This is a genomic window from Hylemonella sp. W303a (genome assembly GCF_046452315.1).
Taxonomy (GTDB): Bacteria; Pseudomonadota; Gammaproteobacteria; order Burkholderiales; family Burkholderiaceae_C; genus Hylemonella.
Window position 1 is genome coordinate 125388 of the sequence record NZ_JBKFDG010000002.1, and the last position, 13431, is coordinate 138818.

Below are 13431 nucleotides of genomic sequence, written 5' to 3' on the forward strand. Positions count from 1 at the left end.
GGGCGCGGCCGGGCCCGTGCCATCCATGGCATGCGGCGCCCCAGAACGCGCCCCCATGGCGAGCCCCATCACCGCAGAGTCGGTGCAGGCTCGGTGCCACCTGTGTTTTAGGGAGAACGTTTCATGCGCAACCCTTCACTCACGCAGCATTCGCCGCTGCGCCGTCCCCATCTTGATGCCGGCAAGTCCACCGCCGGGGCACCCACTGCTTGGAATTCCAGCCAGCGCGTACGCCCCGGTGTGCAGCGCCTGCTCGACGCCTTCCGCCAGCGGGGCTATCGGTGCGCCGTGTTGGACCCGCTGGGGCAAGCCCCTATCGCGGACGAGGCGCTGCTGACACCGCAACGTTTCGGGTTGTCGCCGACCGACGCGCTCACCGAGGATGGTTCAACCCTGTTGGGTCTGAAAACGGTGCAGGAACTGACAACAGCGCTGCGAGCGATCTATTGCGGCACTCTGACCTTGGATGCCAGCGCGGTGCGTGATGAGGCACGGCTGGCCTGGCTCCATGCCGAGATGGAGACTCCGCTCTCTTCGGACACACTGCCCGCCGACATGACGGGCATGGGGCTGCTGGCGAGACTGGTACACGTGCAAACCTGGGAACACCACGTCGCGCGGCGCTTTCCGCACGCCAAGCGTTTTTCGCTGGAGGGCTGCGAAGCGCTGCTGCCGCTGTTGGACGTGCTGGTCGAGCAGGCGGGGGCCCATGGCGTGAGCAAACTGGTGTTGGGCATGCCGCATCGCGGGCGCATCAATGTCCTGGTCAATCTGATGGGGCGACCAGCCCTGGATCTGCTGACTTACTTCCAAGCCAATTACCCCCACCCCGAACAACACAAGGATCTGCCTTACCACCTGGGAGCCCGGCACCGCATCAGTACCCGCCATGGAGACATAGAGCTGGAACTGGCTGCCAACCCCTCGCACTTGCAGAGCGTGCAACCCGTGGTGGCGGGCATGGCGCGCGCCAGCCAGGACCGTGGCGCCGATCATGCCCCCCAGCAAACCCTGCCGGTGGTGATGCACGGCGACGCGGCGCTGGCAGGGCAGGGCGTCGTGATGGAGTCACTGGTGATGGGTCGGAAACACGGTTACAGCGTGGGCGGTACCGTGCACATCGTGATCAACAACCAGGTTGGCTTCACCGAACTGAATGTCATGGACGCCGAGCAACCTCGTTATGCCAGCGATGTCGCTCGCATCATCGATGCGCCGGTGCTGCGCGTGAGTGCGGACGCCCCCGAACAGGTGCAACGAGCGGCCGAGATCGCGCTCGCCTACCGGACACGCTTTGGCAGCGATGTCTTCATTGATTTGATTGGCTACCGCCGTCATGGACACTCTGAGCACGATGTGCCGACACTGACGGCCCCCGCGCGCCAGGCCCGCATCGATCAGCTCACCACGGTGGTCGAGCGCTATGCTGCCCGACTCTGCGATGCCGGACTGGCGAGCGAGTTGGACGTGATGCGCGTCGTCGCCCGCGCGCGTGAACAAGCGATTGCGACCTTCGATCTCCCGCCCACTGAAGCGCCTGCCTTCGAAGCCGATCGTGCAGGAGCGCCTGATCTGCCATTGCCAGGACTCGCCCAGGTGCAAGGCATCGTGTCCACATTGACCCAGTTGCCAGAGGGTTTCCAGCCGCACGCCATGGTGCAGGGCCTGATCAAGGATTGGCAGACCATGTCCGCCGGGGCCAATGCGCGGTGCGATTGGCGTTTCGCCGAGAACATGGCTTACGCGACGCTGCTACAGGCTGGCATCGGCGTGCGGGTGTCTGGCATGGATGTACGTCGCGGCACCTTCATGCACCGCTTGGCAGTCTGGCATGGCCAGCAAGCGGATGGCCATGCGCCAGCGATGCTCCAGCCGCTAGACCGTCTGCGCAACGGCCCAGCGCGCTTTGAGATCTACAACTCGCAGCTCTCCGAGGAAGCGGTTGTGGGCTTCGAGTACGGGTACAGCCTGCATGACTCGAAACGCCTCGTGATCTGGGAGGCGCAGTTCGGTGATTTCGTCAACGGAGCCCAGGTTTACATAGACCACTATATTGCCGCGGGCGATGCAAAGTGGGGTTGCGCGTCCGGTTTGACGCTGTTGCTGCCCCATGGGTATGAAGGGGTAGGCCCTGAACACTCCAGTGGGTTCCTGGGACGCTTTCTGCAACTGTGCGCGCAAGGCAATCTGCAAGTGGCCATGCCGTCCACCGCGTCGCAGTGGTTCCATCTGCTACGTCGGCAGGCCTGCACGCGGCCACGCCGACCGTTGGTGGTCATGAGCCCCAAGGGCAAGCTGTATGACGAACCCGATTCGCATACACCGCTGCAAGAAATGCTGGACGGTCACTTCAGCCCCTTGTTGGACGACCCCAGGGCGCAGCCCTGGGACGGGGTAGGGCGGGTCGTTCTGAGCAGCGGCAAGCTGTATTACGACCTTGCGCGGGGACTGCGCGAGTCCTCCCTGGCCCAGGGGATCGCCTTGCTTCGACTGGAGCAACTTTATCCATTCCCCCAGGCCGACTTGCAGAGCCTGCTCAAGCGCTACAGCGGTCTCAAGGAACTGGTGTGGGCCCAGGAGGAGGAACTGAACCAGGGGGCCTGGCCCTTCATTCGGGACGAATTGGCCAACGCCTGTCCCGATGGCGTGCAGTTGCGCTGCGCCGCAAGGCCCGGCACGGCAGCTGGCCCCACCGTTTCGCAGCCGATCCATCAAGCGGAGCAGCAACGGCTCGTGATGCAAGCCCTGGGTCTGTCATAACGCTTGGCGCGCCTTATGCGCATGGGCTGCCACCGGCCAGTCGGCGGAGGCAGCCCAACCCAATCTGGGCCAGGCCAGGCCACAAGCCGCATCAACAGGACAACCCTTTATTTAATAAAAGTCTTTTAATATCAATAAATTACGGGACTATTTTAAAGTCAAAAGGAGTCAACAATGCCCAGCCCAGAAGACGACTACCTAGCCCTCTCGAAATCCCTCTGGGTCTGGCAAACGGCACCCAATGATTTTCCAGCCGTCCTGACTTATGCCGACACTTGGGGCATCGACCGAATCTATTTTGGGATCAACACCCAATATTGGGATGGCATCGCCAACGGCCAATATGCAACGGCCATGGCAGCGGTCGCGGGCTGGAAGGCCGCTGCAGTCGGACGCCAGGTGCTGGTCGCGACCGGCACCCCGAATTGGGCGACCAGCGCCGGCGTCAGCAGCGTTTTCACGACCATGGTGTCCAAGGTCGTTGGCCCGGCAAGTGCCTTCGATGGTGTAGTGCTGGATATCGAGCCCTGGACATTGGCGAATTGGAGTACCGATTCAGCGACCCTCTGCGCCAATCTGCGCAACGCTCTGCCGCTCTACAAGGGCGCCTTGCCCGTTGGCAAGAATGCCTGTTGGGCCGTGACGCACCCCAGCTATTACGCCGTGGCGGGTGCCAATAATCCAACGTTTCTGGGCGATGTCATTGACCTGACCGACGGAACCGTGCTGATGGCTTACCGCAACACCGATGCGCTCAATACCTCTTACTCCGCCAATAGTCGCAGCGTCTATGCCGGGAAAAGTGCGCCTTGGTTCTTCGGTCAGACGCTGAATGCTGGCGCTGGCGCCAACGTCACGTGGGCCGACAAGACGGCGACCGAATTTGAAAGCGGCATGGTCTTCGTCACCAGCCTGGCCCAGGGCTCAGGAGGTGGCATCGGCCCTGCAATCCAGTCGTACAGCACTTTGGTCGGCAAGATTCCGTAGCAACCAGATGGCCCGAGTAGTAGAGGGGACCAAGCTGAGGGGGTCAGGCCGGAACCTTTTAAAACCCAAAAGCCATTGACGGTCACCTAATTTTAAAGTTTACATAATACACATCGTATTAAATAAATGAACCGCTCAAACCCCATCCGAACAGCACCCCAGAAGCCTAGAAGTCTTTTGAAATCAAGGCCCTTCCTGGGAAGATTCATGCAAGTTGAAGTGCTGGCTTTGAAGCGTGAAACCCAGGTGCAAACCCGATGAGCTGATGCACAGACATCCCGCCGCCAAACCGGAGCGCTGAGCCCGGCAGCGAGATGGATGACGAGGGACACGGGCGGCGAGTATGAAATCGCCGCCGAGGACAGCGATCGCCGGCAGGCACTCAGGCCGAAGCCAGGCAGCCGCTGAACAGCTGTTCGAAATTGCGGCTGGTGATCTCGGCCACGGCCTCGGGCGCCAGACCGCGCAATTCGGCGATCTGCCGGGCGACATGCACGACGTAGGACGGGTTGTTGGTCTTGCCCCGGTACGGAACGGGCGCCAGGTAGGGGCTGTCGGTTTCGATCAGCATGCGGTCCAGGGGCACGAAACGGGCGACCTCCCGCAGTTCCTCGGACTTCTTGAAAGTCAGGATGCCGGAGAACGAAATGTAAAAGCCCAGGTCCAGGCCAGCGCGGGCCACCTCGGCGGTTTCGGTGAAGCAGTGGAAAACGCCGCCTGCGCTGCCAGGGGAGGCGTCCTCGCCCTCCTCCTTCAAGATGGCCAAGGTGTCGGCCGAAGCCTCGCGGGTGTGGATGACCAAGGGCTTGCGCAGGGCCTGGGCCGCACGGATATGGACGCGGAAACGTTGGCGCTGCCATTCCATGTCGGCCACCGTGCGCCCGCCCTTGCGCTCGTCCATCTGGTAGTAATCCAGGCCGGTTTCACCGATGCCGATGACACGGGGTAGGCGGCCCCGGCTCAGCAGATCCTCCAAGCTGGGCTCGGTCACGCCCTCCTCGTCGGGGTGCACGCCCACGGTGGCCCAGAAGACCGGGCCCTCGGCAGGGTCCGCATGGTCCAAGGCCAGCGCGTGGACCGGCTCGAACTCCTCCAGCCGCGTGCAGATGCACAAAGCGCGTTCGACACCTGCCGCTCGCATCGCGGATCGGATGCCGGGGAGGTCCGAGCGCAGCTCCGGGAAGTTCAGGTGGCAATGGGAATCGGTGTACATGCGCAAATCCAAGGAAGTCTGTTCGTGATCAAACGCGCAAGGCGCTGCTCGCGCGGCTCACCAGCGACTCCATCATCAGCCCCTGGTTGTAGGGGTGCTCCGCCGAGCGGGCCTCCTGCACCAACTCACGCTGCCAATCACGCAAACGGCCCAGCGCGTTACCGGCAGAGGCAGCGCCCTTGAGGGGCGGCAGGTCAGCGGCATCAAAGTACCGCGGCGCAGCACCTACGCGCTGGCCCATCAGGTCGTGGCAGAGCTTGTGCAGAGCGTCAATCAGTTGGGCGGGACTCCACTCGGCCACGCTGCTCAGTTCGCCGCCCAGCATGGCACGAGGAAATCCTCGCCAACGCGCCGGCTCACCCACCTGGGCCGCGAGGCGCAGCGCATCCTCCGGTCGCCCACCCGCGGCGCGCAGCCAGACCTGGGCATCGGTGTCGCTCAGTCCTTGCGTTCCCAGCCATGCCAGGGCCTCGTCGGGCGCAGGCCAGGCCAGCACATGGCTCATGCAGCGGCTGCGGATGGTCGGCAAAAGCTGGTGCGCGGCTTCGGTGGCCAACACGAAGCGGGTCGAAGGCACGGCTGCCGGGACCGGGAGCACCTCGTCACCGAACAGGCCAGGCCCATCGGTCGCCACCGTGTCGGGGAGCGCCTCGCCCGGTGGCTCTTCCAGAGTCTTGAGCAAGGCATTTGCCGTGATGGCGTTCATGCGCTCGGCGGGATAGATCAGCATGACCTTGCCACGGCCGCGCGAGCTGGTGCGCTGCGCGAACTCAATAGCCTCTCGCATCGCATCGACGCGGATTTCCTTGCTGGGTTTGCGCTCCTTCTTGTCGATTTCGCCCTGGGCTTTTTCGCTCAAGGGCCAGCCCAGTTCCAGCATCACGTTCTCGGGCATCAGCACGCAGAGATCGGCATGCGTGCGCACGTCGATGGCGTGACACGAGGGGCAATGGCCACAGGCGACCAAGCCGCTGCGCCCGATTTCATGGTCCTCGGGCGCCACCGGGCTTTCGCACAACCAAACTCGCGCCAAGGCGAGTGCCAAGCCGTACTGCCCGAGGCCCGAGGGGCCTTGCAGCAGCCAGGCATGCCCGGGTCTAGAGGCCAGCTCACGGCTCTGGCGAAGAATCCAGGGCGGCAATGCAGGGGTGGCAAGCTCGACGGCGGGTTCCGTCATGTCAGCCAGCCTTTGGAGCGCACTGCGCGCAGCAGTTGTTCCCAGACCACCTCGCGCGATTGCGCGGCATCCAGGCGCGCGAAACGCGCAGCGTCCTGGGACGCGCGGCGGGCATAGCCCTCGGCAACACGACGAAAAAAAGCCACCGGTTCGGCCTCGAACTTATCGGGCGCGCGGGCGCCCGCCAAGCGTTGGGCCGCCAACTCCGGCGGCAGGTCGAACCACAACGTCAGATCGGGCTGACGCAACCCAGCCACGCCGGGCATCGCCTGCACCCACTGTTCCAGGGCCCCCAAAACGCCGAGGTCCAATCCACGCCCTCCCCCCTGATAGGCATAACTGGCATCGGTGTACCGGTCGCACAGCACGGCGTCACCACGCGCCAATGCGGGCTCAATCACGTTCTGCAGATGGTCCCGCCGCGCTGCGAAGACCAAAAGCGCCTCGGTCAACGCGTCCATCCTCTCTGCCAGCACCAGGGCCCGCAGGCTCTCGGCCAACGGGGTGCCTCCAGGCTCACGGGTAAGCGTCACCGCATGCCCTTGCTCACGCAAGGCCTGCGCCAGACGCTCGATGTGGGTCGACTTGCCGGCGCCGTCGATGCCCTCGAAGCTGACGAAGAAACCGCTCATCGCTGCGCGGGTGCGGGGGGGGCTGGAGTGGGAACAGCCGTGGGCGGCGGAGCAGTCGGAGCCGGAGCCGGGGGCGGGGGCGGCGGCGATGCTTCAGCGACACCAGGCGCCTTCTCGTCCTTGACCGGCACCGGCTCGGCCTTGCCGCTGCGCTTGAGCTGGAACTCGCGCACAGCGCGGTTGTGATCGCTCAAGGTGGTGCTGAACTCGCTGGTGCCATCCCCCCGCGCCACGAAGTACAACGCTTCGGTCTTGGCTGGCTTGACGGCTGCCAGCAGGGAATCCATGCCTGGCATGGCGATCGGTGTCGGGGGCAGGCCCGCGCGGGTGTAGGTGTTCCAGGGTGTGTCGGTCTGCAAGTCAACCTTGCGCAGATTGCCGTCGAACTTCTCACCCAGACCGTAGATCACGGTCGGATCGGTCTGCAGGCGCATCCCGATGCGCAAGCGATTGTTGAACACGCCAGCCACGTGCGCCCGGTCCTCGGGGTGACCGGTCTCTTTTTCCACGATGCTGGCGAGAATCAGGGCCTCGTCCGGCGACTTGAGCGGGCTGCTGGGCTCGCGCAGATCCCAGGCCAAGGCCAGACGCCGGTCCATCTCCTGCTTGGCACGGCGTAGCAGCGCCAGATCGCTGGAGCCTTTGGGGTAGCTGTACGTGTCGGGGAAGAAGCGCCCTTCGGCGGGCACCCCCGGGTGTCCGAGTTTCTCCATGATCTCCGACGCGCTCAAACCCGAGGTATCAGGTTGTAGGTCTGGCGCCGCGCGCAGGATGGCGCGCCATTGGCCGAAAGTCAGGCCTTCAGCCAGGGTCACACTGCGCTGAGCCACATCGCCCTTGACCAGCTTGGCCAGCAGCGTGCGCGGTGTCAGGTCCGGTGTGAGCTCATAGTTGCCCGCCTTGATGCGCTTCGAGGCACCGGAAAATCGCAGCCAGCCGTACAACAGCACCGGCTGGGTTTGCACCCCATTGAGGTTCAAGGTCTGCACGACGGCACGCGCCGAGGCCCCGGGCGGAATGATGACCTCCACCATGGAGGCGTTGAGTTGCAGCGGCTGGTTCAACCACCAAGTGGCCGCAGCCACCGCCCCCACCAGGGCGAGGCTGACCAGCAACAGAAACAAAACCACGAGATTCTTGAGCGTCCTGAACACAGACCCTGATCCGAATAGGTTGATGACGGGTGATGATAATTCAGGCCCATGAATCCCCTGCTCAACGGTATTTCCCCCCTGCCCCACCTGGGCGTCTTGCGCGTCCAGGGTGAAGAGGCCTCCAAGTTCCTGCAGAGTCAGCTGACCAACGACTTCGCCTTGCTGGGCGCAAACCAAGCCCGGTTCGCCGCTTTTTGTTCAGCGCAGGGACGCATGCAGGCCAGCTTCATTGGCGTGAAGCTGGCCGCCGATGACATCCTGCTGGTCTGCAGCAAAGACTTGCTAGAGCGCACGCTCAAGCGCTTGTCCATGTTCGTGCTGCGTGCGAAGGTCAAGCTCAGTGACGCAACCGCGAGCTTCGCCCTCTACGGCTTGGCAGGTGACGCCGTCGCGGCCCACACCCTGGGCGCTGGCCCGAGGTCTGCCCCTTGGACCTGCCAGACTCTGGGCGGCGAAGCCCGATTAATTCACCTGCACCCTGCGGTGAACGGCGATGAGTGGGCCGCGCGCGCGCTATGGCTGGCACCTGCATCAACGCCCACGCCCGCAGCGCAGGCTCTGCCTCATGAAGACTGGCTCTGGGGCGAAGTGCTCAGCGGCGTCGCCATGGTGAGCGCGCCAACGTTTGAGGCGTTCGTGCCTCAGATGCTCAATTACGAGTCCATCGAGGGCATCAATTTCAAGAAGGGCTGCTACCCGGGCCAAGAGGTGGTCGCGCGCAGCCAGTTCCGGGGGGCGATCAAGCGCCGCGCGCTGCGCGTGCGCAGCCCCGTGGCCCTGAGCGCTGGCCAAGAGATTTTCGATGCGGCCGCGCCCCATGAGGCCTGTGGCGTGGTGGCACAAACCTCGGCAGCACCGCTGGGACGGCGGGCCGCACCCGAGGGTGGCTTTGACGCCATCGTGGTGCTCCAGATGGCTCATGCACAAGCCCAACTTCAAACCGCAGAGGGTGCGGCACTCACAACCCTCCCTCTGCCCTACCCCCTGCGCGAGGACATCTGAGCACTGCTCGGCCCTTGGGTCTGCGCCTCGAAAAGCAATCGCTCAGGCTTCGAGGGAGCGAACCATGGTGACGTGCGGGATTCCGACCTCTTCGTAAGGCTCGCCTCGAACTTCGAAGCCCAGGCGAGCATAAAACCCCTCGGCGCTGCGCTGGGCGTGCAGCACCAGGGCATGGTCGCCACGCTGCCGGGCGGCTTGCGTCAAGGCAGACACGATGTCGCGACCCAGGCTTGTGCCGCGCAAGGCGCGATGCACGGCCATGCGGCCAATCTTGCCCACCCCAGGCTTCTCGTCGCGCAAGAGCCGCCCCGTGGCCAGAGGCATGCCCAGACGGTTGAAGACCACGGCATGCACCGCGGTCTGGTCTGCCGCGTCCCACTCCATGTCTGCGGGAATGCGCTGCTCTCGCACGAAGACCTCGGTACGCACCCGCGAAGCAGCCTCGCCCAGTTCGGCCCAACCGCCAACACGCAAGTGGGTCAAGGCAGGACTGGCTTCGGCACCCGCTTCAAAATCGGTCAGCAACTGACGCAACTCAACGGGCACGGGACGCGAAGTCTGTGTCGCGGGATCCGCGTAGACATAAATCAGCTCGCAGCTGATCAGCAACTGCTCGCCACGGAAAATCCCGCCGATGAATTGCAGGGATGAGTTGCCGATGCGGGCGCAGCGCAGACCGATTTCCAGCTGATCGTCCATGCGCGCCGAGGCGTGGAATTCCACCGTGGCTTTCTTGACGTAGAGATCGCCGCCCAGCTGCTGCATGGATTCCTCGTAAGGCAGGGCTAGGACACGCCAATAGTCGCTGATGGCGGTGTCGAAGTACATCAGGTAGTGCGCGTTGAAGACGATTTTCTGCATGTCCACCTCGGCCCAGCGCACGCGCAAGCGGTGGAGGAATCGGAAGTCCAGGCGTTTCATGCGGCTGCTTTCATGTGTGCTCAGGGGTGCAAGGCACCGCGCAGGGCGCGGGCCGCGTCGGCCTGGGCCTGCAGTGCCTCGGGGATCGCGCGGCCCATCTTGATGAATTCGTGGGTCACGCCGCGGTAGATGTCCAGGTCGACCGCCACGCCAGCGGCACGCAGTTTGTCAGCGTAGAGCAGTCCTTCATCGACCAGCGGATCACACTCGGCCAGGCCCACCCACGCTGGGGCAACGCCGTCCACGTCCGGCGCTAGCAAGGGCGCGAAACGCCAGTCCTCCCGGTCTTCACGCCGAGGCGCATAGTGGTCGAAGAAGTAGCGTATGGAGGCCGCACCCAACACAAACCCTTCCGCGAAGGTTTGGTGCGATGGAGTGTCCTGATGCGCCGTGGTGCCCGGGTAGAACAGCAATTGCAGAGCCAGCGGCAACCCGGCGTCCCGGGCCTGGATGGCGCTGACCACGGCCAACGTCCCCCCGGCGCTATCCCCCCCCACGGCGAGGCGAGAGGCATCAATCCCCAGCCGACGGGCTTGCACTGGATCGGCCAGCCACGACAACGCGTCCCAGGCATCGTGCACCGCCGTTGGGAACCTGTGCTCCGGGGCAAGGCGGTAATCCAGGGACAGCACGGCACACGCGGCCTGATCGGCCAAGCGGCGGCACAAGGCATCGTGGCTGGCGATGCCGCCAATCGTGAACCCGCCACCGTGGAAGTAAAGCAAAGCGGGCAAGCGTCCCTGCGCGACAGTGCGCGAGGCGTACAGCCGCGCTGGCAAGCTGGCGCCATCACGGGCAGGCACCTGCACATCCTCGACTCGCGCGAGGGCGGGGCCTGGCACATCCAGCACACCCGAGCCCTTGGCGTAAGCAAGCCGCGCCTGTTCAGGCGGCAAATCATGCAGTGCTGGCTGCCGTGCGCGCGCGATGTTGTCGATGACTTGCCTCATGGCCGGACTGAGGAGGTCGCGAGGATTGCGGTCTTGCGGAGCGCGCATGTACGGCGTCTCGGGGAAAAGGGTGATGAACGAATCGATGCGACGGTCGACGGACACGCCACCGTCAATGCACCGTCGAACCGGTCGGACATAGCGGCTCGTTAGGCGCGGACTTGGATCGCGCATCCTACAGGAGACTGCGGCTCAGACAAGCAGTCGGGACACCGAGTACCGCGCGAGACAGCCGCCCAGCGACATCGGGCACCGCGGCCGCTAGAGTCGAGCCCGAACGCGCCCGCTCAGCAAAACTTCACCCAGGGCGCCATCACTGTGCAGGAGACGACATGGCACTCATCCAGTATGTCACCCAGGTCCAGTTCGATTTCGGCGCCATCCGGCAGCTATGGCAAGAATGTGAGCGGGTTGGCATCACCCGGCCACTGGTCGTAACTGACGCAGGGGTAAGGGCAGCAGGCATCGTTGATCGCGCCCTGGCGGCTTTGGCGCAAAGCCCCGCCAAAGCGACCGTCCCCATCTTCGACCAGACCCCGCCCAACCCGACCGAGGCGGCCGTGCGCGCCGCCACGACACTGTACCGAGAGCAGCATTGCGATGGCTTGATCGCCGTGGGAGGCGGCAGCGCCATCGATTGCGCCAAAGGCGTCGCCCTGATGGCCACCCACGAGGGTCCACTGCGGCGCTACGCCACCATCGAAGGGGGTTCTGCCCTCATCACCGAACGCGTGGCGCCGCTGATCGCCGTGCCCACGACCAGCGGCACTGGCAGCGAGGTGGCGCGCGGGGCCCTGCTCATCTTGGACGACCACCGCAAACTCGGCTTCCACAGTTGGCACCTCGTGCCCAAAGTCGCCATCTGCGATCCGGAACTCACCTATGGCCTCCCACCGCTGCTGACCGCCGCCACGGGCATGGATGCCATCGCGCACTGTATGGAAACCTTCATGGCCTCGGCCTTCAACCCGCCGGCCGATGGCATCGCGCTGGACGGCCTGGCGCGCGGCTGGGCCCACATCGAGCGCGCGACACGCGACGGCCGAGATGGTGAAGCGCGTCGTCATTTGATGAGTGCATCCATGCAAGGCGCCATGGCTTTCCAAAAGGGCCTGGGCTGCGTGCACAGCTTGAGTCACAGCCTGGGTGGACTCAACCCGCGGCTCCACCACGGCACGCTGAATGCGATGTTCTTGCCGGCCGTGGTGGCGTTCAACGCCGGGGCGGAAAGCGTTGCACGGGAAAACCGGTTGGCACGCATGGCGCAAGCCATGGGACTGCATGCGGGCTCGGACATTCCTTCGGCGATCCGGGAGATGAACGCCCGCCTGGGCCTGCCAACAGGCCTGGCGGCGCTGGGCGTGACTTCGTCACAGTTCTCGGACATCGTGCGAGGCGCACTGGCCGACCACTGCCATAAGACCAATCCCAAGGAGGCGAGCGCAGAGGACTATGAAAGCCTGCTGGCGGCATCGATGTAGCGTCCGTAAGACTCGGAATCAAGCGATCCGGAAGTCATAAATATTTAAAGGCATAATAAAGCAATTCTTTAGCTTCTTTATGCCATGAACCTGCATCAATTTCGCTTTGTGCAAGAAGCGGTGCGGCGCCAACTCAACCTGACAGAGGCGGCCAAAGCCCTGCACACGTCGCAACCCGGGGTGTCCAAGGCCATCCTTGAGTTGGAGGAAGAACTGGGCATCGACATCTTTGCCCGCCACGGGAAACGGCTCAAGCGCGTCACGGAGCCTGGCGAGCAAGTGCTGCGCAGCATCGAAGTCATCATGCGCGAGGTGGGCAACCTCAAGCGCATCGGCGAGCAGTACAGCGCCCAGGACAGCGGCACGCTCTCCATCGCGACCACCCACACCCAGGCGCGCTATGTGCTGCCCGCGCCAGTGGCCAAGCTTCGCTCGGCCTGGCCCCAAGTCAAACTGTCGCTCCACCAGGGCAACCCGGACCAGGTAGCCCGCATGTTGATCGACGAAGTGGCGGAGATCGGCATCGCCACCGAATCCCTGGCCGACTACGATGAACTGGTCACCCTGCCCTGCTACGAGTGGGAACACGTGCTGGTGCTGCCTGCCCAGCACCCCTTGGCAAGCAAAGAGCGTCTGCACCTGGAAGACCTGGCCGCCGTGCCGCTCATCACCTACCACCCGACCTTCACGGGCCGAACCCGCATTGACACGGCTTTCGCCCAGCGCAAGCTGAACCCCCAAATCGTGCTGGAGGCCATCGATTCGGACGTCATCACCACCTACGTCAAGCTGGGGATGGGCCTGGGCCTGGTGGCCGAGATGGCGGTGCGCGACCGGCCCTCGCTCACCAGCGGTGATGCGCAAACGGATGCGCAACGTGATCCGGGCGAATTGGTCGTGCGCCCGCTGGGCCACCTGTTCGGTCACAACGTCACCCGGGTGGCCTTCAAGCGCGGGGCCTACCTGCGCAATTTCGTCTACGAATTCGCCGAACTCTTGAGCGCTCGTCTGCCTCGTGACCTCGTGCAGCGTGTGATGCGCGGGGAGCACACGGAGTACGAGTTGTAGGAAGCCCTTGATGCGCCGCGCACCTTCGCTTCGTTTTCCGGCCCATCGCGCGATGGTGAAAAACGCTGATAGCGAGCCTCTTCAGA

General features: G+C 64.2%; 11 protein-coding genes. 5 read left to right on the forward strand and 6 right to left on the reverse strand.

The window, feature by feature from the left end; all coding sequences use genetic code 11:
* Positions 1-123 precede the first annotated feature (123 nt).
* Positions 124-2760 carry a 2-oxoglutarate dehydrogenase E1 component gene (locus ACLBKS_RS04235; protein ID WP_410191556.1) on the forward strand — a complete coding sequence of 879 codons (2637 nt, stop codon included), beginning with the start codon at positions 124-126 and terminating at the stop codon, positions 2758-2760.
* Positions 2761-2934: 174 nt separating this feature from the next.
* Positions 2935-3747, forward strand: coding sequence for a hypothetical protein (locus ACLBKS_RS04240; RefSeq protein WP_410191557.1), 813 nt, complete (start codon positions 2935-2937; stop codon positions 3745-3747).
* 382 nt (positions 3748-4129) lie between these two features.
* On the opposite strand, the gene ACLBKS_RS04245 is transcribed toward ACLBKS_RS04240, so the two are convergent.
* From ACLBKS_RS04245 to mltG, 4 genes are read right to left on the reverse strand one after another with little or no spacing between them, the layout of a single operon-like run.
* Positions 4130-4960, reverse strand: a complete 831-nt coding sequence (locus ACLBKS_RS04245) for a TatD family hydrolase (RefSeq protein ID WP_410191558.1) — start codon at positions 4958-4960, stop codon at positions 4130-4132.
* Between the two features lie 28 nt (positions 4961-4988).
* Positions 4989-6137 (reverse strand): DNA polymerase III subunit delta', encoded by a 1149-nt coding sequence (locus ACLBKS_RS04250; protein WP_410191559.1) that lies wholly within the window; start codon positions 6135-6137, stop codon positions 4989-4991.
* Positions 6134-6769, reverse strand: coding sequence for a dTMP kinase (gene tmk, locus ACLBKS_RS04255; RefSeq protein WP_410191560.1), 636 nt, complete (start codon positions 6767-6769; stop codon positions 6134-6136). Before tmk ends, ACLBKS_RS04250 begins: the two co-directional genes overlap by 4 nt.
* Positions 6766-7923 carry an endolytic transglycosylase MltG gene (gene mltG, locus ACLBKS_RS04260; protein WP_410191561.1) on the reverse strand — a complete coding sequence of 386 codons (1158 nt, stop codon included), beginning with the start codon at positions 7921-7923 and terminating at the stop codon, positions 6766-6768. Before mltG ends, tmk begins: the two co-directional genes overlap by 4 nt.
* Before the next feature lie 48 nt (positions 7924-7971).
* Between mltG and ACLBKS_RS04265 the strand changes: the two genes are divergently transcribed.
* Positions 7972-8925 (forward strand): YgfZ/GcvT domain-containing protein, encoded by a 954-nt coding sequence (locus tag ACLBKS_RS04265; protein WP_410191562.1) that lies wholly within the window; start codon positions 7972-7974, stop codon positions 8923-8925.
* 42 nt (positions 8926-8967) lie between these two features.
* On the opposite strand, the gene ACLBKS_RS04270 is transcribed toward ACLBKS_RS04265, so the two are convergent.
* Both ACLBKS_RS04270 and ACLBKS_RS04275 read right to left on the reverse strand, forming a co-directional pair.
* Entirely contained in the window at positions 8968-9846 is an 879-nt protein-coding gene (locus ACLBKS_RS04270; RefSeq protein WP_410191563.1) for a YbgC/FadM family acyl-CoA thioesterase, read from the reverse strand.
* Between the two features lie 20 nt (positions 9847-9866).
* Positions 9867-10796: an alpha/beta hydrolase gene (locus ACLBKS_RS04275; protein WP_410191922.1), complete on the reverse strand. Its 930-nt coding sequence runs from the start codon at positions 10794-10796 to the stop codon at positions 9867-9869.
* A gap of 332 nt (positions 10797-11128) precedes the next feature.
* On the opposite strand from ACLBKS_RS04275, the gene ACLBKS_RS04280 reads away from it, so the two are divergent.
* Positions 11129-12277, forward strand: coding sequence for an iron-containing alcohol dehydrogenase (locus tag ACLBKS_RS04280; RefSeq protein ID WP_410191564.1), 1149 nt, complete (start codon positions 11129-11131; stop codon positions 12275-12277).
* 84 nt (positions 12278-12361) lie between these two features.
* Positions 12362-13345 carry a CysB family HTH-type transcriptional regulator gene (locus tag ACLBKS_RS04285; protein WP_410191565.1) on the forward strand — a complete coding sequence of 328 codons (984 nt, stop codon included), beginning with the start codon at positions 12362-12364 and terminating at the stop codon, positions 13343-13345.
* Positions 13346-13431: the final 86 nt, after the last annotated feature.